Raw genomic sequence first — 25,052 nt, forward strand, 5'->3', positions numbered from 1 at the left:
ACGAACGCGTATCTCACTTTGCATCCCTGGCGAAATACGCGGTGGCCTTTTTTAGGATGTCGCGCTCCTCAGTCACCCGTGTCAGCTCCCGCTTCAGGCGCCGGATCTCGGCATCCTTCTCAGCCTCGCCGGACGATGCCTTCGCGAACTTTCGCTTCCATGCATAGAGAGAGTGCTGGCTCACGCCGAGCCGTTGCGCCACCTCCGCAACAGGGTAACCCCGCTCGGTGATCTGCGTGACCGCGTCCCGCTTAAACTCGTCGCTGTAGTTGCCTTTGCCCATCGTGGCCTCCTTGCCTCAAAAATTAGGGAAGAAGGCGTCCACGAACCATGGGGCTATTCACTCTGCAGTACATAGTATTTCCTTTAAACGGGGCTCAAGGTTCAAAGAAGGAATGGACTTTTTGAGTTCTCTATGGAGCTTCAGAAGATTGTGTCCTTGTTTGGAGTCGCCGTTTCCGGACGCCTCGATTAGCCCTTTCATGAACTTTTCCACCATTTGGGCGCTGGCCCATTTCGACTGCCCGAAGTTGGGAATCTGGCCAACAAGTTGATGCGTTGAATTTGATAGATCTCCAATTACCTGATCGAAGTAGTGATTTGTCCCTCGAAATCGGCTCAACGCCTTTCTGCATTGCAAGCCAAAGATCATGCAGCTTTGGACTTCTTGGAGGTCTCCATCAGAAAACTTCGAGAGTCTTTGGGCGGTAAGCCCAGAAAGCGATGAGCAGGCGTTCATAGAGGTTCCGCCGCGCCTCAGTTCATTCTCCGCCAGCACAAAGTCGCGGTTGCTGAAAATCGTGCATGAGCCAAATATCAAGGGCAAATTCATTTCCCAGATGTCTCCGTCTGCCATAGACGCAATTCTGGCACCGGCAGATGGATCCACGTTTAGCCGCTCTCCATAATGGAGCTCATACCAGTCATAGATCCTTTTGGTCTCTTCGAAGGCTGGTCCCGCAACGTCTTCCGGAAGAAAACTTGGTTTAGCTATCAGCATCGATTTTCCATGAAGCATTCCGAACTTTCGCACCGCGTGTATGGGGCGCGCGTGAGGTGCCACTCCTTCTGCCTTGAGCTCTGCATCTATCGACAACATTTGCTTTTCAAAGTCACTGTCGGAGACCAAGTGCGATACCTCTCCAAAGTAATCTGTAACAGTACTCTGTTTGGTAGAAATTATCCCCGCAAGCTGTTTCCTGACCCACAAACAAAAAAAAGCGCGCCACCCTTCGGCAGCGCGCCCAATTCCTTCCATCACTGACAGACCAAATCAGCCGATGATTCCGTTCAGCGTCGCGCTCGGGCGCATCACGCCGGCCAGCTTGGCCGCGTCCGGCTTGTAGTAGCCGCCGGTGTCGGCGGGCGAGCCCTGCACGGCCGCCAGTTCGGCGACGATGGTGTCGGCGTTCGACTCCAGAGCCTCGGCCACCGGGGCGAAGTGCGCCGCCAGTTCCGCGTCCTCGGACTGCGCGGCCAGGGCCTTGGCCCAGTAGAGCGCGAACCAGAAGTGGCTGTCGCGGTTGTCGGGCTCACCCACCTTGCGCGAGGGCGAGCGGTTCTCGTCGAGGATGCCTTGCGTCGCCGCATCGACCGCCTGGCCCAGCACGCCGGCCTTGGCGTTGCCGCGCGCTTCGCTGAGGAACTTGAAGCTCTCGCCCAGGGCGCAGAATTCGCCAAGCGAATCCCAGCGCAGGTGGTTTTCTTCCATCAGCTGCTGCACGTGCTTCGGGGCCGACCCGCCGGCGCCGGTTTCGAACATGCCGCCGCCCTGCATCAGCTTGACGATCGACAGCATCTTGGCCGAGGTCGCCAGCTCGAGGATCGGGAACAGGTCCGTCAGGTAGTCGCGCAGCACGTTGCCGGTGATGGCAATCGTGTTCTCGCCCTTGGTGATGGTCTCGAGCGAGGCGATGGTCGCTTCGCGCGGGGCCATGATCTCGAACTTGTCCGACACGCCTTTCGCTTCGAGGATGGGCGTCACGTATTTGATCAGCTCGGCGTCATGGGCGCGGTTCGCGTCCAGCCAGAAGATCGCGCGGTAGCCGGTAAGGCGCTGGCGATCGATGGCCAGCTGCACCCAGTCCTCGATCGGCGCCTTGCGGGCCGAGGCAGAGCGCCAGATGTCGCCCTCTTCGACCTTGTGCTGGTGCAGCACGGTGCCGTCCTCGAGGATCATCTTGACGGTGCCTGCGACCGGGATCTCGAAGGTGGTGGGGTGCGAGCCGTATTCCTCGGCCTTCTGGGCCATCAGGCCAAGGTTCTGCACGGTGCCGGCGGTGGCCGGGTTCAGCTTGCCGTTGGCCTTGAAGAACTCGATGGCCGCGTCATAGACCGGCGCGTAGCTGTTGTCGGGGATCACGCAGTTGGTGTCGTGTTCCTTGCCGTCCGGGCCCCAGCCCTTGCCGCCCGCGCGGATCAGCGCCGGCATCGAGGCGTCGATGATCACGTCCGAGGGCACATGCAGGTTGGTGATGCCCTTGTCCGAGTTGACCATGTACATCGGCGGGCGTGCGGCGGTCACCTCTTCGATGGCGGCCATGATCTCGGGCTCGTCCTTGACCTTGTCCAGCAGGCCGCCCATGCCGCCGTTGGGGTTCACACCCAGCGCCTTCATCTTGTCGCCGTATGTGTCGAAGACGGGCTTCAGCCAGGCCTTGACCGCGTGGCCAAAGATGATCGGGTCCGAGACCTTCATCATGGTGGCTTTCATGTGCAGCGAGAACAGCGTGCCGGCCTCTTTCGTGGCCTCGATCTGCTCGGCAAGGAAGGCGTCCAGCTTGGCCGCGCTCATGTAGGTCGCATCGACCACGGTGCCGGCGGGGTAGGAGACGCCCTCTTTCAGAACGGTCTCGCCGCTGGCCGTCTCGAGTACGATCTTGGCCGTGGCGGCATCGCTCAGGGTCGCCGAGACTTCGTTCGAGAAGAAGTCGCCGCCGTCCATGGCGGACACGGTGGTCTTGCTCTCGGCGCTCCAGTCACCCATGCGGTGCGGGTTGGCCATGGCGTAGTTCTTGACGGCCGCGGCGGCGCGGCGGTCGCTGTTGCCTTCGCGCAGGACGGGGTTCACGGCCGAGCCCTTGATCGCGTCGTACTTGGCGCGCACGGCCTTCTCTTCGTCCGTCGCCGGCGCCTCGGGGTAGTCGGGCAGGGCGTAGCCTTTCGACTGGAGCTCTTTCACGGCGGCGACCAGCTGCGGGACCGAGGCCGAGATGTTCGGCAGCTTGATCACGTTGGCTTGCGGAGTCTTCACCCAGTCGCCCAGCCAGGCCAGGTCGTCGGACTGGCGCTGGTCCTCGGTCAGGTACTCGGGGAAGGTCGCGATGATCCGGCCGGCCAGCGAGATGTCGCGCTTGGCGATCGACACGCCCGCGGCGTCCGCGAAGAACTGCACGATGGGCAGCAGCGAGGCCGAGGCAAGCTCGGGTGCTTCGTCTACCGTGGTATACACAATGTCGGGTTGCTTGTCGTCGGCCATGGAAAGAGCCCCTTTTGTGAACAGGAAGTCTGGGCGGGACCGGGTCGCGTCGGGTGCCGGTCCGTGCCGTGGTATTGGACGGCTTCCGCCTAGCTCAAGTTGCGCGCGCGATCAACCGGACAAAAGGGCCGCAGGGCGGGGCGCGCGGAATGGGCGCGCGGCTCTGCCCGAAAAGTCGCCTTGCAGGCCAAGGCGCGACGGGTAAGGTGCCCGGTGACTTTTGTGACGAGGGGCCATGACCCGACTTCTGCAGATCGCCTTGCTGCTGGCCACGCTGGCCATGCCGCTGCGCCTGGCCGCCGAGGAGGTGACGGTCTTTGCCGCCGCCTCGCTGGCCAATGCGCTGGACGCGGTGGTGGACGGGTTCGAGGCCGAGACCGGGCACGCGGTCACATTGTCCTACGCAGGGTCGTCCGCGCTGGCGCGGCAGATCGGGCAGGGCGCGCCGGCGGATGTCTTCCTCTCGGCCAATACCGCCTGGATGGACTGGCTCGAGGCCGAAGGGCTGCTGGTGCCGGGCTCGCGCCGCGATCTCTTGCGCAACCGTCTGGTGCTGGTCGGCGGGGATCTTGCGGCCCCCAAGGTGGACATCGCACCGGGGCTGGACCTTGCGGGGATGCTGGGCAGCGGGCGCCTCGCCATGGCGCTGGTCGATGCGGTCCCGGCGGGGATCTACGGGCGGCAGGCGCTCGGGGCTCTGGGCCTCTGGGACAGCGTCGCGCCACAGGTCGCGCAGGCCGACAACGTGCGCGCCGCGCTGGCGCTGGTCGCGGTGGGTGCGGCGCCCTTGGGCATCGTCTATGCCACCGACGCCGTGCCCGAGTCGCGCGTTGCGGTGCTGGGCATCTTTCCCGAAACCAGCCACGACGCGATCACCTACCCGGCGGCGCGCCTGCAAGGGCGAGACAACGCGGCCGCCGATGCCTTCCTCGCCTACCTGTCGACCGAAGCCGCCCGCGCGGCCTTCGAAGGGCAGGGCTTTACCGTGATCGGCGACTGAATGGGCTGGCTCGGCCCGCAGGAATGGCAAGCGGTGGCGCTGTCGCTGCGCGTCGCCTTCTGGGCGACGCTGGTTTCCCTGCCGCTGGGCGTGGCCGTCGCCATGGCGCTGGCGCGGGGGCGCTTTCCCGGCCATGCGCTGCTCAACGGGCTGGTGCACCTGCCGCTGATCCTGCCCCCCGTCGTCACCGGCTACCTGCTGCTCTTGACCTTCGGCCCGCAGGCGGCGGTCGGCGGGTTTCTCGAGAGCATTGGCCTTGGCGTCGCCTTCCGCTGGACCGGCGCGGCGCTGGCGGCCGGGGTCATGGCCTTCCCGCTCATGGTCCGCGCCATCCGTTTGTCGATCGAGGCGGTGGATCCCCGCCTCGAACAGGCTGCGGCGACGCTGGGCGCCTCGCGTCCTTGGGTCTTCCTGACCGTCACCCTGCCGCTGATCCTGCCCGGCATCCTCGCCGGCGCGGTGCTGGCCTTTGCCAAGGCGATGGGCGAATTCGGCGCCACCATCACGTTTGTCTCGAACATCCCCGGCCAGACCCAGACCTTGCCCTCGGCCATCTACGCCTTCCTGCAGGTTCCGGGCGGAGAGGACGCGGCCCTGCGTCTTGTCGCCGTCTCGGTCGTGATCGCCATGGGCGCGCTTCTGGTCTCGGAAGCCCTGTCGCGCCGGGTCGCGAAACGGGTGGCGGGCCGATGACGCTCTCGGTCTGCCTCAAGCACGCCTTCGACGGTTTCACGCTGGATGCCGCCTTCGACGCGCCGCCCGGGGTCACGGTCCTCTTCGGTGGCTCGGGCTCGGGCAAGACCACGATCGTCAACGCGGTCGCCGGGCTCTTCCGCCCCGACGCGGGCCGCGCGGCGCTGGGGGACGAGGTGCTCTTCGACACCGACCGCCGCCTCTGGCAGCCGCCACACCGCCGGGGCTTGGGCTATGTCTTTCAGGACGCACGGCTCTTTCCGCATCTCAGCGTCCGGCAGAACCTCTGCTATGGCCGCTGGTTCGCGCGGGGGCGCCGGACCGAAAGCTTCGATCATATCGTCGAGATGCTGGGCATCGGCCCGCTGCTCGACCGCCGCCCGGCGGATCTGTCGGGGGGCGAGCGTCAGCGCGTCGCCATCGGCCGCGCCCTGCTGGCCGGGCCGCGCATGATCCTGGCGGACGAGCCCCTCGCCGCGCTGGACGAGCCGCGCAAGGCGGAAATCCTGCCCTATTTCGAACGGCTGAGGGACGAGCTGGCGATCCCCATGCTCTACGTCTCGCACTCCGCCTCCGAGGTCGCGCGGCTGGCCACCACGGTCGTCGCGCTCAAGGACGGCCGCGTCACCCGGCAGGGTCCCGCCGCCGAGGTGCTGAGCGACCCGCAGGTCACGCCCATCGGCGCCCGCGCCGCCGGCGCCGTGATCGCCGCCCGCGTCGCGCAGCAGCACCCCGACGGGCTGAGCGAGCTGGAAGCCGGCGGCCTGCGCTTGCTGATCCCGCGGGTCGAGGGCGCCATCGGCAGCGCCGTGCGCATCCATGTCGAGGCGCAGGACGTCATGCTGGCCCTCGCGCCGCCGCAGGGCATCTCGGCGCTGAACGTGCTGCCCGCCACGGTGCGCGAGATCCGGCTGGGCGGCGGGCCCGGTGCGCTGGTGCAGCTGCGCGCGGGCGACAACCTGCTGCTGGCCCGCGTCACCCGCCGCGCCGTCACGGCGCTGGGCCTGCACGCGGGGCAGGAGCTTTTCGCCGTGATCGAGGCGGTTTCCGTGGCAAAGGAGGGCGTCGCCGGCTAGGTGCCAATCCCGCGACCCCGCGGGCACTGGACTCTGCCCCTTTGCGACCCATACTTGTACCCATGAACCAGATTGACTCCACCCGGCTTCAGCAGGGCTCCGGCCCGCTGGCCGGGGCAAGGCTGGAAGACCTGATCGCCTGCCCGTCCTGCGACGCGCTGTATCTCGCGCGGATGCCGGCCATGGGTGAACGCGCGGTCTGCGCCGATTGCCACGAGGTGCTGATCGCCCCGCGGGCCAAGGCGGGCATCCGCATCCTGATGCTGACGCTTGCCATGCTGATCCTTGTCACGGCGGCGCTGTTCTTTCCGTTCCTGTCGATCAGCGCGGCGGGGCTGGGCAACCGGGCCTCGCTGCTCGACGTGGCGCTCAGCTTTCAGTCCAGCCACATGGTCGCGCTGGCGTTGATGACGGCGGCGATGATCGTCATCGTGCCGCTCTTGCGCATGCTGCTGATCTTCTACACGCTCTTGCCGGTGGTCTTCGACCGCCAGCCATTCTCCCAGGCGCGCCGCGCCTTTCGCTGGAGCAATGCGCTCAAACCCTGGGCCATGGCCGAGATCTTTGCCCTCGGCTGTGCCGTGGCGCTGGTCAAGGTCGCCGACCTGGCGCAGATCGGTTTCGGTCCGGCGTTCTGGATGTTCTCGATCCTCGTCCTGATCGCCATTCTCAATGATTCCTACCTTTGCAGTTGGTCCGTATGGAAATCGCTCGAAAAGGCCCCTCGCTGACCGCGCGCGCCGCGGGGCTGGTGGCCTGTCGCACCTGTGCGCGGGTCTGGCCGGCCGGAACACCCCGCTGCGGCCGCTGCGGGGCGCATCTGCAATCGCGCGACACGGCCAGCCTGCAAAAGGTCTGGGCCTGGTGGCTGGCCGGGGTCATGGCCTACATCCCCGCAAACCTTTACCCGATGCTGGTGACCGACACGCTGGTCGAACATCACGCCAGCACCATCGTCGGCGGTGCGGTCGAGATCGCGCATCACGGCTCATACGGGATCGCCGCGATCATCCTGATCGCGTCGGTGCTGATCCCCATGGGCAAGTTCATCGCCATCGCCTATCTCGCGCTTTCGGCCCGCCACGGGTCGCGCGTGCGCCCGGGACGGCGGCACCACCTGTACGAGGTGGTGGAGTTCATCGGCCGCTGGTCCATGATCGACGTTTTCGTGGTGGCCATCCTCAGCGCATTGGTGCAACTGTCGTCGGTGGCGCAGATCACCCCCGGACCGGCGGCGCTGACCTTTGCCGCCTCGGTCATCTTTACCATGCTGTCCGCCCAAAGTTTCGATTCCCGCCTGATCTGGGACCGGGATCGTGCAGATGAAAGGCGCCCCTCGACGTGAGCGACGATACTTCCAACGGCCCCGCAGAGGTGCCGATCGAACCCCGGCCCAAGGGGCTTTTCGACAAGCTGTCCATTGTTTGGCTGGTGCCCATCGCGGCACTTGGCGGCGCGCTGAGCGTGGCCTGGCAGACCTATGCCGACCGCGGCCCGCTGATCCATATCGAGTTCGACAACGGCGACGGCATCGCCGCCGAGGAGACCGAGCTGCGCTACCGCGACATCGAGGTCGGCCGGGTCGAAGAGGTCGGTTTCTCCGAGGGGCTCGAGCGGGTGCGCGTGGGCGTGCGGCTGGACAAGGAATTCGCCGAATACGTGGACGACGAGTCGCGCTTCTGGATCGTCCGGCCCGAGGTGACGGCGAGCGGGGTCACGGGGCTCGATACCGTGCTGTCGGGCGTCTACATCGAGGGCGTCTGGGACAATACCATCGGCCCCCCCCGGACCGAGTTCGAGGGGCAGTCCACCGCGCCGCTGCTGGGCGCCGGCGAGACCGGGCGCGCGTTCAAGCTGGTCTCGCCCGAACAGCTGCCGACCGCGCGCACGCCGATCCTTTACAAGGGGGTCAAGGTGGGCGTCGTGGGCGCCGCCGAGGTGACCGAGGACGGCATGTCCGTGCGGGCCGACGCGGTGATCTACGAACCCTTCGACCGGCTGGTCGACAGCTCGACCCGCTTCTGGGACATCTCGGGGTTCGATTTCTCGATCGGGGCCAACGGCGCACGGCTGAACTTCACCTCGGTCGCCTCGCTGATCCAGGGCGGCGTGACCTTCGAAACCCTGGGCTCGGGCGGCACGCCGCTGGCCGAAGACGCCGTGTTCGAGCTGTTCGACAGCGAGGATGCGGCGCGCGACGATTTTCTGGTCGAGGGCGAGGGCCAGGCCATCGACGTGTCCATGGTCTTTGACCAGAACCTCAACGGACTGTCGGCCGGCGCGGCCATCGAGCTTGGCGGCCTGCGCGTCGGCGAGGTGATCAGCCTGACCGGGCTCGTGGACCCGGAACGGTTCGGCGACAACCGCGTGCGGCTGCTGGTCTCGGCCCGGATCAATCCCGGGCGGGTCGGACTGCCGGGCGACACCGGGCCCGAGGCGTTCTTTGACTACCTCGACGAACGGATCGAAGGCGGCCTGCGGGCGCGGCTGACCAATGCCTCGATCCTGACCGGCGGGCTCAAGGTGCAACTGGTGGACGTGGTGGATGCCGAACCGGCCACGCTGCAACGCGACGCGCGGCCCTATGCGCGCATTCCGACCGCCGATCCGAACATCGCCGACGTGACCGCGACGGCGCAGGGGGTGATGCAGCGCATTTCCGACCTGCCCATCGAGGAGGTCATGCAATCGGCCATCGACCTGATGGACCAGACCACCGCGCTGATCGGCAGCGAAGGGCTTCAGGCCGCGCCGGACGAGCTGCTGGCGACGCTCGAGGCGATCCGCCAGGTGGCGACCAGCGAAGGCGTCGCGGGCCTGCCCGAGCAACTGGCGGGGCTGATGACCGAGTTGCAGGCCACCGCCGGCCAGGTCAGCACGATCCTGACCGAGCTTCAGGACGGCGGCACGCCCGCCACAATCATCGCCGCACTGGAAGACCTGGCCGAGACCGCGAACCGCCTTCCGGCGCTGATCGACAGCACCGACGGCGTCATGGCCTCGGCGCAGGAGGTCATGGGCAATATCGACGGGCTGGTGGGCAGCGCCGACGGCGTGATGCAAAGCGCGGACGAGACGCTGGGCAACGTCGACCAGGTGCTGACCGGCGCCGATGGTGTCGTCGCCTCGATCCGCGGCATCGCCGACAGCGAGGAATTCCGCGCCCTGCCCGGGCAGGTCGGCGCGCTGACCACGCAGCTGAACGACACGGTCGCCAAGCTCGACGCCATCGTGCAGGACCTCGTGACCCGCGACGCGGTGGGCACGCTGACCACGGCGCTTGAGGACCTGGCGCGCGCGACCGAGGACCTGCCGGGCGTGATCGAAAGCGCCGGCGAAGCGGCGGATGGCGCCGTCGCGGTCGTCGACAGCGCCAATGCGCTGGTCGAGGATGCGCGCGGCATCGTCTCCCAGGCCGGGCAATTGCCGCTGGACGAACTGTCGGCCCGGGTCGACAGCCTGCTGGCCGCGGCCGAGCGGCTGATCGACCAGGAAAGCACGCGCGAGCTGCCGGGCGCCTTCAACGCGGCGCTCACCGAGCTGCGTGAAACGCTCGAGACGCTGCGAAACGGCGGACTGATCGAGAACGCCAATGCCACGCTCGCCTCGGCGCGCGACGCGGCCGATGCCATCGCCGATGCCAGCCGCAACCTGCCGGCCCTGTCGGACGACCTGCGCCGCGTGGCGCGGCAGGCCAACACCACGCTCGCCGGGTTCGACCCGAACTCGGTCATCGCGCGCGAGGCCGGCAACGCGATCCGCCAGATCCAGGACGCGGCCCAGGCCATCGAACGGCTGGCCCGGACCCTCGAACGCAATCCGAACTCCCTTATCATCGGACGTTGACCCTTATGACCTTGCTGCCTTACCTCCGCCTCTCTGCCTTCGGGATTGCCGCCGCGCTCGCGGCCTGCGGCGCGCCCGAGCTGCGCTACGCCGCGCCCGAAACCGCGCCCGAGGTGCGGGTGTCGTCCCGTTACGCCTCGATCGAGGTGGTCGAGGTGAGCCTGCCGACCTATGCGGCGGACGAACAGATCTACATCCAGGATGCCGATGGCGCGCTGGCCCCGCTGGGGCCCCTCTGGGCCGACGATCCGGCGCGGTCGATCACGTTGCAGCTGGCGCGCGACCTTGGCCAGATCACCGGCGCGCAGGTCGCGGCCGAGCCCTGGCCGTTCCGCGATTACGCGCAGGTCAAGGTGGATGTGCGGCTGGAGGATATGCGGGCGACCGAGTCGGGCAGCTTTGTGCTGGCGGGCCAGTATTACGTCGCGCCCGACAGCGGCGGGCGCAACCGCGCGGGATCGTTCCGGTTCGAGGCGCCGGTGGCCGAGCCCGGCACCGCGGCGCAGATCGCCGCGGCCCGGTCGGTGGTGGTCACGCAGCTGGCCGAAACCGTCGCGCGCCAAGGACTTTAACCTGTGGCTGTCGTTATTCCGCCGGTTCCGGCGCGGTGACGGTGGCGCCGGCCGGAATGGTCGGCGCGGCGGCGTTCAGCGCCTCGATGGCAAAGCCCGCGGCCGCCTTGTAGCGCGCCATGAAGGCCTCGCGTTCCTCGGCCGGGATCACGTCGTCGATGTTCTCGAAGGTCCCGCCGCAGCGCTCGTCCACCATGTTCAGCAGGCCGAAGGGCCCGGCGCCCCGGTTGCGCAGGATCAGCTCGGACACCGGGCCGCAGAGCTTGGCGTCATAGGCGGCCAACGCCTCGGGCGTCACACCATGGTCCAGCATCAGCGCGCCCAGAGTGCGGGCGTCGATCACCGCCTGGCTCGCCCCGTTCGACCCCGTGGGATACATCGCATGCGCCGCGTCGCCCAGCAGCGCGACCGGCCCATCGACCCAGGTCGGCACCGGGTCGCGGTCGATCATCGGGTTCTCATAGGCGACCTCCGCCCCGCGCAGCAGGGCGGGCACGTCGAGCCAGTCATAGGTCCAGCCCTCGAAGTGATGCACGAAATCCTCGATCCCGACCGGGCGGAACCAGCCGTCAAGGTTATGCCCCGAGGGCTCGTCCACCGTGATCTCGGCGATCCAGTTGATCTGGGCGAGGCCGGTCTCGGGGTCGGGATGCGAGATCGGGTAGATCACCATCCGGTGCCTGTGGGTCCCGAGGCCAAGAAAGGACGAGCCCGTGCGCAGCGGCTTGGCCTGCGTCGTCCCGCGCCACATGATCGCGCCGCCCCAGTGGATCGGCGGCTGGTCCGGGTGCATCTGCTTGCGGATCGCCGAATGGATGCCGTCGCAGCCCAGCAGCAGCGTGCCGGTCTCTTCGCTGCGGGTGCCATCCGCGTGATCGATCAGCGCCGTGACGCCGTCGCTGGTCTTGCGATAGCCCGTGACGCGGGCGCCCAGCCGCACGGCGTCCTGGCCGGCACGGGCCACGAAGGTGTCGTGCAGCAGCATGTGCAGCTTGCCGCGATGCACGGCGTATTGCGGCCAGTTGTACCCGGCCTCCAGCCCGCGCGGCTCGGAATAGATGTCGTTGCCGTTGAGGCCCACCAGCGCCCATTCGTGCGCCGGGACGCCGACCGCGTCCAGCGCGGCGGCATCGAGGCCGAGGTCGTAAAGCTCGCGCACCGCATTCGGTTGCAGGTTGATGCCGACACCCAGCGGCTTCAGCTCGCGCACCGCCTCGAACACCGTGCAGCGCACACCCAGCTGATGCAGGGTCAGGGCCGTGGCCAGCCCGCCGATCCCGCCGCCCGCGATCAACACATGCGGTTCGCTCATCGCCCAATCCTCCCTCGTGACGCCCGCGCGCTTTTATCAGGAAACGCGGGCTGCTCAACCTTTATGGCAGGGGCGGGGGCGGTCAGCGCGGGGCGGGGCCGGTCGAGGCGCCCAGCACCAGGTCGCATTCCAGCATCTTCTGCGTGTCGCCGGTGACGCCCTCGATCCGGTCGATCAGCATGCCGGCCAGCAGCCGCCCCGCCTCGCGCACCGAAGAGCGGGTCGCGGTAAAGATCGGTTCGTCCTCGCCGTTGGTCATGTAGCTGAGCACGTCGTCATGGGTGATGATCGACACGTCGCGCCCCAGCTTCAGCCCGCGATCCAGCACCGCGCGCCGCACGCCGAGCGCGCTGATGAAGGAGGAGACAAGGAAGGCGGTGGGCGGCGCGGGGCCGTCCAGCATCTCGGAGGCAAAGCGGAATCCCAGCCCCTCGGTCATCTCGGCCGACCGGTGCAGGGCGGGGATGGGCGGGATGCCGCGGGCGGTCAGCGCGTCCTCGAAGCCCTGGCGGCGCCGGACCGCGAAATCCATCGCCTCGAGCCCGTTGATCAGCGCGATGCGCCGGTGCCCGAGGTCCAGCAGGAAATCCGTCGCGCGTTGAAAGGCGCGCCGGTTATTGACGTCGAGCCAGGTGTAATCGCCCGGCACCTCGCTGGCGCGGCCGTGGACGGCGAAGGGCAGGCCGATGTCGCGCAAGAGGTAAATGCGCGGATCGTTCAGCAACGGCCCGTGCAGGATGGTGCCGTCCACGTTGCCCTTGACCTTGTAGGCGCGGAAGGCGCGCTCGACCTCCGCATCGTCCACGACGGTCAGCACCATGTCATAGCCGCGCCGCGCATAGGTCTCGCCCGCGCCGGCGATGAAGTCGCCGAAGATCGGGTTGACGATCTCGTGGCTGTCCGAACTGGGGATCACATGGCCGATGGCATAGGCGCGGCCAGTGGCAAGCCCCTTGGCCCGGGCATTGGGGCTGTAATTGTGCTGTCGCGCTGCTGCCTGCACCCGCTCGCGCGTGGCCGCGCTGACCTCGGGGTAGCCGTTCAGGGCCCGGCTGACCGTGGTCTGGCTGAGCCCGAGAATGCGGGACAATTCCTTGAGGTTCATTGCGGACCGCCTTCAAAGCGCTTTCAAAGTGCGGCCAAGCCTAACGGGCCGAAGTCCCCGCGTCAAAGGCTCCGAACACCGTGGCAAATGCTGCGGGTGCGAAGGAAATCAAGGGGCGATGCCGCAGAAGTTCGCTTGACAGCCAGAAGGCGATGTCCGACGCTAACATACCGAAAGCGCTTTGAGGGAGGCGATTCCCGGAGCGTCTGAATCGATGGCGCCTGAGATGGCGCGCTGACAGTCCCGCACCTGGGAGGGTGCGACCGATCGGGAGGAACCCTAATGAACCGGACATTGAAACGAACCTATTTCCTTGGCGCGGCCGTGGCGGCGCTTGTCGCGGGCGGCGCGCAGGCGCAGCAGCTGACCATCGCCGGTCCCTGGATCGGCACCGACGAAGAGCAGGTGCAGGCCGTGCTGGACGTGTTCCGCGAACAATCGGGCGTCGATGCCCGCTACGTCGGCTCGGACAGCTTCGAGCAGCAGATCGTCGTGGATGCAGAGGCCGGATCGGCCCCGAACGTCGCCGTCTTCCCGCAGCCGGGCCTCGCGGCCGACATGGCCTCGCGCGGGTTCCTGACGCCGCTGGCCGATGGCACTGCCGACTGGGTGCGTGACAACTACGCGGCGGGCCAGTCCTGGGTCGACCTTGGCACCTATGCCGGCCAGGACGGCGCGGATCACCTCTATGGCTTCTTCTACAAGGTCGATGTGAAATCGCTGGTCTGGTACGTCCCCGAGAACTTCGAGGATGCCGGCTACGAGGTCCCCGAGTCCATGGAGGAGCTGAAGGCCCTGACCGACCAGATCGTCGCCGATGGCGAAACGCCCTGGTGCATCGGGCTGGGGTCTGGCGGTGCCACCGGCTGGCCGGCGACCGATTGGGTCGAGGACCTGCTGCTGCGCACCCAAAGCCCCGATGTCTACGACCAGTGGGTCAGCAACGAGATCCCGTTCGACGATCCGCGCATCGTCGAGGCGATCGAGGAATTCGGCTGGTTCGCCCGCAACGACGATTATGTCGCCGGGGGCGCCGGTGCCGTCGCCTCGACCGATTTCCGCGACAGCCCCAAGGGGCTCTTTGCCTCGCCACCGCAGTGCTACATGCACCGCCAGGCGTCGTTCATCCCCGCCTTCTTCCCCGAGGGGACCGAGGTGGGCGTGGATGCGGATTTCTTCTACTTCCCGTCCTACGCGGAAAAGGACCTGGGCAACCCGGTGCTGGGCGCGGGGACGCTTTGGGCGATCACCAACGACAGCCCCGAGGCGCATCAGCTGATCGAGTTCCTCAAGACGCCCGAGGCGCATGAGGCCTGGATGAAGCAGAAGGGCTTCCTGACCCCGCACAAGGGCGTGAACCCCGATGCCTTCGGCGATCCGACCCTGCGCAAGATGAACGACATCCTGCTGGGCGCGACCACCTTCCGCTTTGACGGGTCCGACCTGATGCCCGGCGGCGTCGGCGCGGGGTCGTTCTGGACCGGCATGGTCGATTACGCGGGCGGCGAAGACGCGGCCATGGTCGCCGGCAAGATCCAGGACAGCTGGGACGGGCTGAAGTAAGCGCAGCCGCGTGACAGGGGCGGTTCCGGCACCAGCCGGGCCCGCCCGTCAAGTCCGGCAGAACGCCGGCAGGCCTCGGGGAGGGGAGCCATGAACCCGGCACTGCAGGGATTGATCACCATCATCGTCGGCGTCGGAGGATGCGTCGGTTATTTCTGGCTGTCGAACCAGGTGCTCGACAAGGTGTTGTTCCCCGCGCGGGGCGACGATGCCGGCCGGAACATCAACCGGGCCAACCAGATCCGGCCCTGGCTGTTTCTCTTTCCCGCGATCTTCGCGCTGGGGCTGTACCTCGCCTATCCTGTGGTCGAGACGCTGCGCCTGTCGCTGACCGACCGCGACGCCGGCGGCGCCTTCGTCGGCCTCGAGAACTACCGCCGCATGATGGCCGAGGACACGTTCTGGGAAGCCATGCGCAACAACATGCTCTGGCTGATCGTGGTGCCTGCCGCCTCGACCGCCATCGGGCTGCTGGTCGCCCAACTGACCGACCGGATCGCCTGGGGGGCCATCGCCAAGTCGCTGATCTTCATGCCCATGGCGATTTCCTTCGTCGGCGCCTCGGTGATCTTCAAGCTGATCTACGATGCGCGCCCCGCGGGGCAGGCGCAGATCGGCGTGATGAACGCGGTCTGGCTGCAATTCGACGGCGGGCCGATGTCCTTCATCATGCTGCGGCTGCTGCCCGCGATCATCCTGATCGCCTTCATTGCCGTGGTCGCCTATGTCGCCTGGATCTTCCTGAAACCCTTCTTCGACACATCGCTGCGCAAGGGCGGGGCGGTCATCCAGGCCATGCGCGGAGTCTTTGCCATCGTTGCGGCCTGGCTGATCTTCCTGTCGCTGCGTTCGCTCTGGGGTGTCTTCACGATCACCTACGCCTACGGCGAGCCGCAGCAATGGCTGACCATCCCGTTCTGGAACAACTTCTTCCTGATGGTCGTGCTGATCTGGATCCAGACCGGCTTTGCCATGGTGATCCTCTCGGCCGCCCTGCGCGGCATCCCCGAGGAAACCATCGAGGCCGCGATCATCGACGGGGCGAACCCGTTCCAGATCTTCTTCAAGATCAAGGTGCCGCAGATCATGGGCACCATCGTGGTGGTCTGGACGACGATCACGCTGGTCGTCCTCAAGGTCTTCGACATCGTCTTTGCCATGACCAACGGCCAATGGGACACGCAGGTCCTGGCCAACTACATGTACGACAAGCTGTTCCGGTCGCTTGACTGGGGTGTCGGCAGCGCCTCGGCCATGATCATCATGTTGCTCGTCTCACCGATCCTGATCTGGAACGTGTGGAGCGCGCGCAAGGAAATGAAGTGAGGGGGAAGAGGTCATGGACAACATAGCAGGCAGCAAGTCATCCCTCACCTGGGCGGTGCATATCTCGGTCGCGCTGCTGGTGGCGCTCTGGCTGTTCCCGACCGTGGGGCTGTTCGTGTCGTCCTTCCGGACGGCCGACCAGATCTCTTCGTCCGGCTGGTGGGCGTCGATGTTCGCCGCCGAGCAGAACGAGGTCTACCGGACCGCCGACCCGGACGGGACGCGCGTGGCCGACGGCGACATGTTCGTCGTCTCGGGCAATATCTTCGAGGCGGGGCTGGAGGGGCGCAGCATCAGCCGCTGGGGCACCTCGTCGCGCGACGTCTCGGCCTACGCGGTGGGAGAGACCGCCGACATGGGCGATGGCGAGACCATGGTGCTCGAGGCGGACGGGTCCTACGAATGGCGAGGCACGGATGACCAGATCTCGGGCCGGGGGCAGCGCATCTTTGCCACCGTGACGGCGCCGCCGGATTTCACCACCGAGAATTACGAAACGGTTCTGCTGAGCGGCAACAACACCGACAACATGGCCAAGGCCTTCTATTCCACTCTGACGGTGACGATCCCGGCGACGATCATTCCCATCGTCATCGCGGCCTTTGCGGCCTATGCGCTGGCCTGGATGGATTTCCCCGGCCGCGCGCTGCTGATCGCCTGCGTGGTGGGCCTGCTGGTGGTGCCGCTGCAACTGGCGCTGATCCCGCTGCTCAAGCTCCACCTCGGCATCGGCATCGGCAAGGGCTACCTTGGCGTCTGGCTGGCGCACACCGGCTTTGGCCTGCCACTCGCCATCTACCTCTTGCGCAACTACATGGTCGGGTTGCCGCGCGACATCATCGAAAACGCCAAGGTCGACGGTGCCACCGACTTCCAGATCTTCACCAAGATCATCCTGCCGCTCAGCTTCCCGGCGCTGGCCAGCTTTGCGATCTTCCAGTTCCTCTGGACATGGAACGACCTGCTGGTGGCCCGCGTCTTCCTGATCGACAGCTCGGGCACCACCACGGTGATGACCAGCCAGATCGTCGAGCTGCTGGGCACCCGCGGCGGCAACTGGGAAATCCTCGCCACGGCGGCCTTCGTGTCGATCGCGGTGCCGCTGGTGGTCTTCTTTGCCATGCAACGCTACCTCGTGCGCGGCCTGCTGGCCGGCTCGGTCAAGTAACCACAATCCAAAGAGTCCCCCATGAGTCTTCACGACACCTTCTCCCCCCTGCGAACCCTCGACAAGTCCGAGGATTGGTGGCGTGGGGCGGTGATCTACCAGATCTATCCGCGCAGCTACCAGGACAGCAACGGCGACGGCATCGGCGACCTGCGCGGCATCGCGCAGCGGCTTCCTTACGTCGCCTCGCTGGGGGTGGACGGGATCTGGATCTCGCCCTTCTTCACCTCTCCGATGAAGGATTTCGGCTATGACGTCAGCGATTACTGCGACGTCGACCCGATGTTCGGCACACTGGCGGACTTCGACCTGCTGGTCGACACGGCGCACAAGCTGGGGCTCAAGGTCATGATCGACCTCGTGCTGTCGCATACCTCGGACCAGCACCCCTGGTTCGCGGAAAGCCGCGCCAGCCGCGACAACGACAAGGCCAACTGGTACGTCTGGTCCGAACCCAAGCCCGACGGCACCCCGCCCAACAACTGGCTGTCGATCTTCGGCGGCTCGGGCTGGCAATGGGATGCGCGGCGCGAGCAGTACTACCTGCACAACTTCCTGACCTCGCAGCCCGACCTGAACTTCCATGAGCCGCAGGTGCAGGAGGCGTTGCTGGACGTGGCCCGGTTCTGGCTGCACCGGGGGGTGGACGGCTTCCGGCTGGACACGATCAACTTCTACATCCACGACGCCCAGCTGCGCGACAACCCGCCCCTGCCCAAGGAACAGCGCAACGCCTCGATCGCGCCCTCGGTGAACCCCTACAACCACCAGGAACATCTCTACGACAAGAACCAGCCCGAGAACCTCGAGTTCCTGCGCAAGCTGCGGGCGGTGATGAAGCCGTTCAAGGCCGCCGCCGTGGGCGAGGTCGGGGATGCGCAGCGGGGGCTCGAGATCCTGGGCCAGTATACCAAGGGCGATGACATGGTGAACATGTGCTACGCCTTCGAATTCCTCGCCGCCGACCAGCCGACCGCGCAGCGCATCACCGAGGTCTTCGCCAAGGTGGACGAGGTCGCGGGCGACGGCTGGGCCTGCTGGGCGTTTTCCAACCACGACGTGGTGCGCCACGCGACCCGCTGGGGTCTGAACCCGCAGGCGCAGCGCCTGATGGTCACGCTGTTGATGTGCCTGCGCGGCTCGGCCTGCATCTACCAGGGCGAAGAGCTGGGCCTTTCGGAGGCCGAGCTGCGGTTCGAGGAATTGCAGGACCCCTACGGCATCGAGTTCTGGCCCGAGTTCAAGGGCCGCGACGGCTGCCGCACGCCCATGGTGTGGGAAGGCAACGTGATCAACGGCGGCTTCAGCCAGGCGATGCCCTGGCTGCCGGTCTCGTCCGAGCACATGATGAATGCGGTCAGCGTCCAGGAGGAGGACCCGGGCGCCCTGCTGCATCATTACCGCCGGGCGGTCGCGATGCGGCACCATTTCGGCGCGCTCAAGACGGGCGAGCTGACGGGCATGGCGGCCTCGGGCGACGTGCTGAGTTTCACGCGCCGCGATGGCGAGGCCGAGATCTTCTGTGCCTTCAACCTCAGCGACACGCCGTCCGAGCTGAAGATGCCCGAAGGCGACTGGGTTCCCATCGGGGAGGAGCTGGGCAGCGGACATCCCAGCGCCGATGGCAAGCTGCATTTCGGGCCCTGGCAGGTCAGCCTGGCGCGCCGGGCATAACGGGAAAAGAAAAGGGGGGAGGACAATGGCGGATCTCAAGCTGACCGATGTCGCAAAGACATACGGTGGTACGGTCGAGGTGTTGAAGAACATCAACCTCGACATCAAGACGGGCGAGTTGATCGTCTTTGTCGGGCCCTCGGGCTGCGGCAAGTCCACGCTGCTGCGGATGATCGCGGGGCTGGAAAAGATCTCGGGCGGCACGCTCGAGATCGGCGGGCAGGTCGTGAACGACGTGCCGCCCGCGCAGCGCGGCATCGCCATGGTCTTCCAGTCCTACGCGCTTTATCCGCACATGACGGTGCGCGAGAACATGAGCTTTGCGCTCAAGCTGGCGCACAAGTCGCAGTCCGAGATCACGGCAGCCGTGGACCGCGCGGCGCGCATCTTGCAGCTTGAGCCCTACCTCGACCGCCTGCCCAAGGCGCTGTCGGGCGGGCAGCGTCAGCGGGTCGCCATCGGCCGCGCCATCGTACGCGACCCGCAGGTGTACCTGTTCGACGAGCCGCTGTCGAACCTCGACGCGGCGCTGCGCGTCGCCACGCGGATCGAGATCGCGCAGCTGAAGGAATCCATGCCCGATAGCACGATGATCTACGTGACCCATGACCAGGTCGAGGCGATGACGCTCGCTTCCCGCATCGTCGTGCTGGCCAACAAGGGCATCGCGCAGGTCGGCTCGCCGCTTGAGCTCTACGAGACGCCCGAGAACGAGTTCGTCGCGCAATTCATTGGCTCGCCCTCGATGAACCTGCTGCCGGGCGAGGTGACGGGCACCGGCGAGATGACCGAGGTGACGCTTGAGACCGGGCTGAAAGTGCGCTCGGCCGTGCCGACGCGGGACAGCGACATGGGGATCCAGGTGAATGTCGGCATCCGCCCCGAGGATTTCGTCGCCACCGAAACGGGCCATGCCTACGAGGGCACCGTCGATATCATCGAGGCGCTGGGCGAGGTCACGCTGCTGTATTTCGACAAGCAGGAGGGGGCCGAGCACGGGATGATCGCCAAGCTGCCGGGCATCCATGCCGGGCTGCGCGGCCAGACAGTCAAGCTGGGCGCCGATCCGGCCAAGGTGCATGTCTTTTCGGGCGGCCGGTCGCTGCTGTATCGCTAAGGCCGTGGCGCGGGGCGACCCCGCGCCATTCGCACTTGAACCCTCCGGGGGAAACAGGTCCACTGCGCGCAAAAGACGAACAAGGACTTTTCGATGACCAGCGTGAACGTGATCCAGACCCAGCCGATCGACGGGCAGAAGCCCGGCACCAGCGGGCTGCGCAAGAAGACCCGCACCTTCATGGAGCCGCATTTCCTCGAGAATTACGTGCAGTCGATCTTTGACGGGATCGGCGGCGTCGCGGGCAAGGTGCTGGTCGTGGGCGGTGACGGGCGGTATTTCAACGACCGCGCGATCCAGGTGATCCTGCGCATGGCGGCCGCCAATGGCGCGGCGCGCTGCATCGTGGGACAGGGCGGCATCCTGTCCACCCCCGCCGCGTCGAACCTGATCCGCAAGCGCGGCACGGACGGCGGGCTGATCCTGTCGGCCAGCCACAATCCTGGCGGCATCGACGCCGATTTCGGGCTGAAGTACAACGGGCCGAACGGCGGCCCGGCCTCGGAAGGCGTGACGGACAAGATCTTTGCCCGCACGAAAGAGATCACCGAATACAGGATGCTCGAAGCCCATGACGCCGACCTTTCGGCGCTGGGCGAACAGACCCTCGGCGCCATGGCGGTCGAGATCGTGGACCCCGTCAGCGACTATGCCGAGCTGATGGAGAGCCTCTTCGACTTTCCGGCGATCAAGGCGCTGTTCGCGGGCGGCTTCACCATGCGGTTCGACGCGATGCACGCGGTCACCGGGCCCTATGCCACCGAGATCTTCGAACGCCGCCTTGGCGCCCCCGCCGGCACCGTGCTGAACGGCGTGCCCAGCCCCGATTTCGGCCAGGGCCACCCGGACCCGAACCCGATCTGGGCCAAGCCGCTGGTCGACATGATGATGGCAAAGGATGGCCCCGACTTCGGCGCCGCCTCGGATGGCGACGGCGACCGCAACATGATCGTCGGCAAGGGCATCTACGTGACGCCCTCGGACAGCCTCGCGCTGCTGTGCGCGCAGGCGACCCATGCGCCGGCCTATGCGGGCGGGCTCGCGGGCGTGGCCCGGTCCATGCCCACCTCGGGCGCCGCCGACCGGGTGGCCGAAAAGCTGGGGATCGCGTGCTACGAGACGCCCACCGGCTGGAAGTTCTTCGGCAACCTGCTGGACGCGGGCCGCGTGACCCTGTGCGGAGAGGAAAGCGCCGGGACGGGCAGCGACCACGTGCGGGAAAAGGACGGCGTCTGGGCAGTGCTGCTCTGGCTCAACATCCTCGCCGCCACCGGCAAATCCGTCGCCGCGCTGATGGACGACCATTGGCAGACCTACGGGCGCAATTACTACTCGCGCCACGATTACGAGGATGTGGAGGCCGAGAAGGCCAATGCCCTCGTCGACGCGCTGCGCGGCAAGCTGGGTGAGTTGCCCGGCCAAAGCTTCGGCCCGCTTACCGTCGCGACGGCGGACGAGTTCGCCTATGACGATCCGGTGGACGGGTCGCACAGCGCAGGCCAAGGCATCCGCATCGGCTTCACGGACGGCGGCCGCGTGGTCTTCCGCCTGTCGGGCACCGGCACCGTGGGCGCGACGATCCGCGTCTACCTCGAGGCGCTGGAAACCGACCCGGCGCAGATGCACCGCGACCCGCAAGAGGCGCTTTCCCCGATCATCGCCGCCGCCGATGCCATCGCCGGGATCACTTCGCACACCGGCCGAACGGCGCCTGACGTCATCACCTGAGCCGAGTTTTCCGACCTGCGGAACAGATGGCCCCGGACCGCCCGTCCGGGGCCATTTTTTGTGGACCGAGGCGCCATGCCCCCTTAGCCTGACGGAATAACAATAGGGAGGAATATCCATGAAGACTTTCATGGCACGGACCGCCGTGGCTGCGCTGGCCTTCGGCTTTGCGACCGAAGCGATGGCCACTGAATGGAACGTTTCGGTCTGGGGCAAGCGCCGCGCCTTTACCGAGCACATCCACAAGCTGGCCGACCTCGTCTCGGAAAAGACGGGTGGCGAGTTCACGATGAACATCAGCTATGGCGGCCTGTCGAAGAACACCGAGAACCTCGATGGCATTTCCATCGGCGCCTTCGAGATGGCGCAGTTCTGTGCCGGTTACCATGCCGACAAGAACCGCGCGATCACGGTGCTGGAACTGCCGTTCCTGGGAGTCAGCAACCTCGAGGAGGAGGTGGCCGTCAGCCACGCGGTCTATGCCCATCCGGCCGTGGCGGACGAGATGGCGACCTGGGGCGCGCGCATGCTGATGACCTCGCCCATGCCGCAGTACAACCTCGTCGGCACCGGAGAGCCGCGCGACACCCTGGCCAAGATGGACGGCATGCGCGTGCGCGCGACCGGCGGCCTGGGCGAGGCGTTCCGCGCCGTCGGCGGCGTGCCCACCTCGGTCACCTCGTCCGAGGCGTACCAGGCGATGGAATCGGGCGTCGTGGACACCGTGGCCTTTGCCCAGCACGCGCATCTGTCGTTCGGTACGATCAACGAGGCCGACTGGTGGACCGCGAACCTCAACCCCGGGACGGTGAACTGCCCGGTGGTGGTGAACATCGACGCCTATGAAAGCCTGTCGGATGCCGAGCGCGCGGCGCTCGACAGCTCGGTCGACGAGGCGATCGCCTATTACCTCGAGAATTACGGCGCGCTGCTGGCCCGCTGGGACGAGGTGCTGGAAGAGAAGGGCGTGCAGAAGGTCATGCTGGCCGATGGCGAACTGGCCGCCTTCCGTGAAAAGGCGGCGCCCATCCACCAGGCCTGGATCGACGACATGTCGGGGCAGGGGTTGCCCGCGCAGGAGCTTTATGACCTGGTGAACGAGACCCTGGACAAGCAGCGCATGTCCAACTGATCCGCGGCGGGCGCCCGGGTCACCCGGGCGCCCGATCGGCCGTGGGGGCAATAAACACATAAAGGGGGGCGCCATGGCCGGACAAGCATCCGTGCTGAGCGACCAGAGCTGGGTCAGCCGGCTCGACCGGCGATTGCTGGCGCTCGAGACCGTGCTGGCCTTCCTGGCCGGGCTGGCGGTTTTCGGGCTGATGGTGCTGGCGGTGGTTTCGGTCTCGGGCCGGAACCTGATGAACCAGCCGCTGCCGGGCTACGTGGACTGGATCGAACAGGCGATGCCGCTGATCGCCTTCCTGGGCATATCCTACGTGCAGCGCAACGGCGGTCATATCCGCATGGACATCGTGATCGGCCGGCTCAAGGGCCGGGCGCTGTGGCTGGCCGAGTTCGTGACCACCTTCGCGGTGCTGATCCTGATCGCCGCGCTGATCTGGGGCTCCTGGGCGCATTTCGACCGCAGCTTCGATTGGGACGCGCGCTGGTTCAGCCGCGACAGCAGCATCGACATCGGCCTGCCGATCTGGCCGGCCAAGCTGATCGTGCCGGTTGCCTTCTCGATCCTCGGGCTGCGGCTGGTGCTGCAGCTTTGGGGCTACGTGCGCGCCATCGTGACGGGCACCGACGCGCCCGTCGCCGTGCCGCTGATCCAGGACGCCGCCACGCAGGCGGCGGCCGAGGCCGAGCAACTCTTGGAAAAGGACTGACGCGTGGAGCTGACACCCATCGACATCGGCCTCTGGGTCACCGGGGGCATGCTGGTGCTGGTCGTGCTGGGCATGCGCGTGGCCTTTGCCGCCGCTCTGGCGGGGCTGATCGGACTGATCTGGCTGCGCTGGGACCAGTTCGGCTATGACCCCGACCGCCTCTGGAAGGCCATCGAGATCAGCGTCAAGATCGCCGGGCAGGTGCCCCATGGCAAGGTGGCCAGCCAGGCGCTGAGCCTGATCCCCACCTTCATCCTGATCGGCTACCTGGCCTATTACGCCGGCTTCACCAAGGCCCTGTTCGAGGCGGCCAAGCGCTGGATCGCCTGGGTACCGGGGGGCTTGGCCGTCTCGACCGTCTTTGCCACTGCCGGGTTCGCCGCCGTGTCGGGCGCAAGCGTTGCCACGGCGGCGGTCTTTGCCCGCATCGCCATCCCCGAGATGCTCAAGATCGGTTATGACAAGCGCTTTGCCGCCGGGGTCGTGGCGGCGGGGGGCACGCTCGCCTCGCTGATCCCGCCCTCGGCGATCCTCGTGATCTACGCCATCATCGTCGAACAGGACGTGGGCAAGCTGCTGCTGGCCGGGTTCATCCCCGGCGCCTTCTCGGCGGTGATCTACGCCCTGCTGATCATCGGCATGGCGCTGGTGATCCCCAACTTCGGCCCGCCGGTGCGCGGGTTCACGTGGAAGCAGAGGTTCGTTTCGCTCCCGCCCGCGCTGCCGATCCTGGCCGTGGTCGTGATCATCGTCTTCTTCGTCTACAACCCCTTCGGCGGCGACGCCTGGGGCACCCCGACCGAGGGCGGCGCGCTGGGCGCCTTCATCGTCTTTCTCATGGCGCTGGTGCGCGGGATGCGCTGGGCCGAGTTCAAGGACGCGCTGATCGAGACGGCCAAGCTGTCGGCGATGATCTTCACCATCATCTGGGGGGTGCTGGTCTATGTCCGCTTCCTGGGCTTTGCCGACCTGCCGGGGGCTTTTGCCGACTGGATCACTAGCCTCGAACAATCGCCGATGCTGACGCTGGTCATGATCCTGCTGGCCTACGCGGTGCTGGGCATGTTCATGGACGCGATCGGCATGCTGATCCTGACCCTGCCGGTGGTCTATCCCGCCGTCATGGCCCTGAACGGCGGCGAAACCGTCGCGGCCGCAGACAGCGCATTCGGCATGTCGGGGACGGCCTGCGCCATCTGGTTCGGCATCCTGGTGGTCAAGATGGCCGAGTTCTGCCTGATCACCCCGCCCATCGGGCTCAATTGCTTCGTGGTTGCGGGGGTCCGCCCCGAGCTGAGCGTGCAGGACGTGTTCCGCGGCGTGACGCCGTTCTTCATCGCCGACGGGATCACCATCGCGCTGCTGGTGGCCTTTCCGATGATCGTCCTCTGGCTGCCGCTGCAGGCCTGACGCGGCCTGTCGGGGCCCGGTGATTCGTCCCGCTCGGGGCGTTTCACCGGCCGGCCGCCCGGGTTTGCGCGCGGGTCGTGTCAAACTGTAACATTTCGTTTCCCTCTAAAATTGTCGCAAATGTGGCGAGGGTGGGGCGGCCCCATGAC

20 protein-coding genes and 1 pseudogene are annotated in these 25,052 nt (G+C 66.6%); 16 read left to right on the plus strand and 5 right to left on the minus strand.

What is annotated here, in order from left to right; translation table 11 throughout:
- The 3 genes and pseudogenes from MF270_RS00005 to MF270_RS00015 form a co-directional block, all read right to left on the minus strand.
- Positions 1-283 (minus strand): annotated as a pseudogene (locus tag MF270_RS00005) (transposase); the annotation flags it as partial.
- 57 nt (positions 284-340) lie between these two features.
- Positions 341-1,258: a hypothetical protein gene (locus MF270_RS00010; protein WP_238363794.1), complete on the minus strand. Its 918-nt coding sequence runs from the start codon at positions 1,256-1,258 to the stop codon at positions 341-343.
- Between the two features lie 15 nt (positions 1,259-1,273).
- The gene (locus tag MF270_RS00015; RefSeq protein ID WP_238363795.1) at positions 1,274-3,478 is read right to left on the minus strand and encodes an NADP-dependent isocitrate dehydrogenase; all 2,205 of its coding nucleotides are present in this window, start codon (positions 3,476-3,478) and stop codon (positions 1,274-1,276) included.
- 235 nt (positions 3,479-3,713) lie between these two features.
- Here MF270_RS00015 and modA point away from each other — a divergent pair, with 235 nt between their 5' ends.
- From modA to MF270_RS00050, 7 genes are all read left to right on the plus strand, one after another.
- Entirely contained in the window at positions 3,714-4,478 is a 765-nt protein-coding gene (modA, locus tag MF270_RS00020) for a molybdate ABC transporter substrate-binding protein (protein WP_238363796.1), read from the plus strand.
- Positions 4,479-5,171: a molybdate ABC transporter permease subunit gene (gene modB / locus MF270_RS00025; protein WP_238363797.1), complete on the plus strand. Its 693-nt coding sequence runs from the start codon at positions 4,479-4,481 to the stop codon at positions 5,169-5,171.
- Positions 5,168-6,247, plus strand: coding sequence for a molybdenum ABC transporter ATP-binding protein (modC, locus tag MF270_RS00030; RefSeq protein WP_238363798.1), 1,080 nt, complete (start codon positions 5,168-5,170; stop codon positions 6,245-6,247). The genes modB and modC overlap by 4 nt, the downstream gene beginning before the upstream one ends.
- Positions 6,248-6,309: 62 nt before the next feature.
- Positions 6,310-6,978 (plus strand): paraquat-inducible protein A, encoded by a 669-nt coding sequence (locus MF270_RS00035; RefSeq protein ID WP_238363799.1) that lies wholly within the window; start codon positions 6,310-6,312, stop codon positions 6,976-6,978.
- A complete protein-coding gene (locus tag MF270_RS00040) occupies positions 6,948-7,592 on the plus strand; it encodes a paraquat-inducible protein A (protein ID WP_238363800.1) in 645 nt (214 codons plus the stop codon). The genes MF270_RS00035 and MF270_RS00040 overlap by 31 nt, the downstream gene beginning before the upstream one ends.
- Positions 7,589-10,093, plus strand: coding sequence for an MlaD family protein (locus tag MF270_RS00045; RefSeq protein ID WP_238363801.1), 2,505 nt, complete (start codon positions 7,589-7,591; stop codon positions 10,091-10,093). The genes MF270_RS00040 and MF270_RS00045 overlap by 4 nt, the downstream gene beginning before the upstream one ends.
- A 5-nt stretch (positions 10,094-10,098) precedes the next feature.
- Entirely contained in the window at positions 10,099-10,665 is a 567-nt protein-coding gene (locus MF270_RS00050) for a PqiC family protein (RefSeq protein WP_238363802.1), read from the plus strand.
- 13 nt (positions 10,666-10,678) lie between these two features.
- On the opposite strand, the gene MF270_RS00055 is transcribed toward MF270_RS00050, so the two are convergent.
- Together MF270_RS00055 and MF270_RS00060 are read right to left on the minus strand one after the other, a co-directional pair.
- Positions 10,679-11,977 (minus strand): flavin-dependent oxidoreductase, encoded by a 1,299-nt coding sequence (locus MF270_RS00055; RefSeq protein WP_238363803.1) that lies wholly within the window; start codon positions 11,975-11,977, stop codon positions 10,679-10,681.
- An 82-nt stretch (positions 11,978-12,059) separates the two neighbouring features.
- Entirely contained in the window at positions 12,060-13,082 is a 1,023-nt protein-coding gene (locus MF270_RS00060) for a LacI family DNA-binding transcriptional regulator (RefSeq protein WP_238363804.1), read from the minus strand.
- A gap of 282 nt (positions 13,083-13,364) precedes the next feature.
- On the opposite strand from MF270_RS00060, the gene MF270_RS00065 reads away from it, so the two are divergent.
- From MF270_RS00065 to MF270_RS00105, 9 genes are all read left to right on the plus strand, one after another.
- Positions 13,365-14,645 (plus strand): ABC transporter substrate-binding protein, encoded by a 1,281-nt coding sequence (locus MF270_RS00065; RefSeq protein WP_238363805.1) that lies wholly within the window; start codon positions 13,365-13,367, stop codon positions 14,643-14,645.
- Between the two features lie 90 nt (positions 14,646-14,735).
- Complete coding sequence (locus MF270_RS00070) at positions 14,736-15,971, plus strand: carbohydrate ABC transporter permease (protein ID WP_238363806.1); 1,236 nt, start codon at positions 14,736-14,738, stop codon at positions 15,969-15,971.
- 13 nt (positions 15,972-15,984) lie between these two features.
- Positions 15,985-17,139: a carbohydrate ABC transporter permease gene (locus tag MF270_RS00075; protein ID WP_238363807.1), complete on the plus strand. Its 1,155-nt coding sequence runs from the start codon at positions 15,985-15,987 to the stop codon at positions 17,137-17,139.
- 21 nt (positions 17,140-17,160) lie between these two features.
- A complete protein-coding gene (locus MF270_RS00080; RefSeq protein ID WP_238363808.1) occupies positions 17,161-18,813 on the plus strand; it encodes an alpha-amylase family glycosyl hydrolase in 1,653 nt (550 codons plus the stop codon).
- Positions 18,814-18,838: 25 nt separating this feature from the next.
- On the plus strand, positions 18,839-19,930 hold the full coding sequence (locus MF270_RS00085; protein ID WP_238363809.1) for an ABC transporter ATP-binding protein: 1,092 nt from the start codon (positions 18,839-18,841) through the stop codon (positions 19,928-19,930).
- A gap of 93 nt (positions 19,931-20,023) precedes the next feature.
- On the plus strand, positions 20,024-21,658 hold the full coding sequence (locus tag MF270_RS00090) for an alpha-D-glucose phosphate-specific phosphoglucomutase (protein WP_238363810.1): 1,635 nt from the start codon (positions 20,024-20,026) through the stop codon (positions 21,656-21,658).
- Between the two features lie 118 nt (positions 21,659-21,776).
- Positions 21,777-22,790, plus strand: a complete 1,014-nt coding sequence (gene dctP / locus MF270_RS00095) for a TRAP transporter substrate-binding protein DctP (protein ID WP_238363811.1) — start codon at positions 21,777-21,779, stop codon at positions 22,788-22,790.
- A gap of 73 nt (positions 22,791-22,863) precedes the next feature.
- Positions 22,864-23,493, plus strand: coding sequence for a TRAP transporter small permease subunit (locus tag MF270_RS00100; protein ID WP_238363812.1), 630 nt, complete (start codon positions 22,864-22,866; stop codon positions 23,491-23,493).
- A 9-nt stretch (positions 23,494-23,502) separates the two neighbouring features.
- A complete protein-coding gene (locus tag MF270_RS00105) occupies positions 23,503-24,903 on the plus strand; it encodes a TRAP transporter large permease (protein WP_238364317.1) in 1,401 nt (466 codons plus the stop codon).
- Positions 24,904-25,052 lie beyond the last annotated feature (149 nt).

Source organism: Mesobacterium pallidum (assembly GCF_019966535.1).
Taxonomy (GTDB): Bacteria; Pseudomonadota; Alphaproteobacteria; order Rhodobacterales; family Rhodobacteraceae; genus Mesobacterium; species Mesobacterium pallidum.

Excerpts from the sequence above, each read along its gene's own strand:
- MF270_RS00010 (WP_238363794.1), bottom strand. The coding sequence starts at position 1,258 with ATGGAAGGAATTGGGCGCGCTGCCGAAGGGTGGCGCGCTTTTTTTTGT.
- MF270_RS00015 (WP_238363795.1), bottom strand. The coding sequence starts at position 3,478 with ATGGCCGACGACAAGCAACCCGACATTGTGTATACCACGGTAGACGAA.
- modA (WP_238363796.1), top strand. The coding sequence starts at position 3,714 with ATGACCCGACTTCTGCAGATCGCCTTGCTGCTGGCCACGCTGGCCATG.
- modB (WP_238363797.1), top strand. The coding sequence starts at position 4,479 with ATGGGCTGGCTCGGCCCGCAGGAATGGCAAGCGGTGGCGCTGTCGCTG.
- modC (WP_238363798.1), top strand. The coding sequence starts at position 5,168 with ATGACGCTCTCGGTCTGCCTCAAGCACGCCTTCGACGGTTTCACGCTG.
- MF270_RS00035 (WP_238363799.1), top strand. The coding sequence starts at position 6,310 with ATGAACCAGATTGACTCCACCCGGCTTCAGCAGGGCTCCGGCCCGCTG.
- MF270_RS00040 (WP_238363800.1), top strand. The coding sequence starts at position 6,948 with ATGGAAATCGCTCGAAAAGGCCCCTCGCTGACCGCGCGCGCCGCGGGG.
- MF270_RS00050 (WP_238363802.1), top strand. The coding sequence starts at position 10,099 with ATGACCTTGCTGCCTTACCTCCGCCTCTCTGCCTTCGGGATTGCCGCC.
- MF270_RS00055 (WP_238363803.1), bottom strand. The coding sequence starts at position 11,977 with ATGAGCGAACCGCATGTGTTGATCGCGGGCGGCGGGATCGGCGGGCTG.
- MF270_RS00060 (WP_238363804.1), bottom strand. The coding sequence starts at position 13,082 with ATGAACCTCAAGGAATTGTCCCGCATTCTCGGGCTCAGCCAGACCACG.
- MF270_RS00065 (WP_238363805.1), top strand. The coding sequence starts at position 13,365 with ATGAACCGGACATTGAAACGAACCTATTTCCTTGGCGCGGCCGTGGCG.
- MF270_RS00070 (WP_238363806.1), top strand. The coding sequence starts at position 14,736 with ATGAACCCGGCACTGCAGGGATTGATCACCATCATCGTCGGCGTCGGA.
- MF270_RS00075 (WP_238363807.1), top strand. The coding sequence starts at position 15,985 with ATGGACAACATAGCAGGCAGCAAGTCATCCCTCACCTGGGCGGTGCAT.
- MF270_RS00080 (WP_238363808.1), top strand. The coding sequence starts at position 17,161 with ATGAGTCTTCACGACACCTTCTCCCCCCTGCGAACCCTCGACAAGTCC.
- MF270_RS00085 (WP_238363809.1), top strand. The coding sequence starts at position 18,839 with ATGGCGGATCTCAAGCTGACCGATGTCGCAAAGACATACGGTGGTACG.
- MF270_RS00090 (WP_238363810.1), top strand. The coding sequence starts at position 20,024 with ATGACCAGCGTGAACGTGATCCAGACCCAGCCGATCGACGGGCAGAAG.
- dctP (WP_238363811.1), top strand. The coding sequence starts at position 21,777 with ATGAAGACTTTCATGGCACGGACCGCCGTGGCTGCGCTGGCCTTCGGC.
- MF270_RS00100 (WP_238363812.1), top strand. The coding sequence starts at position 22,864 with ATGGCCGGACAAGCATCCGTGCTGAGCGACCAGAGCTGGGTCAGCCGG.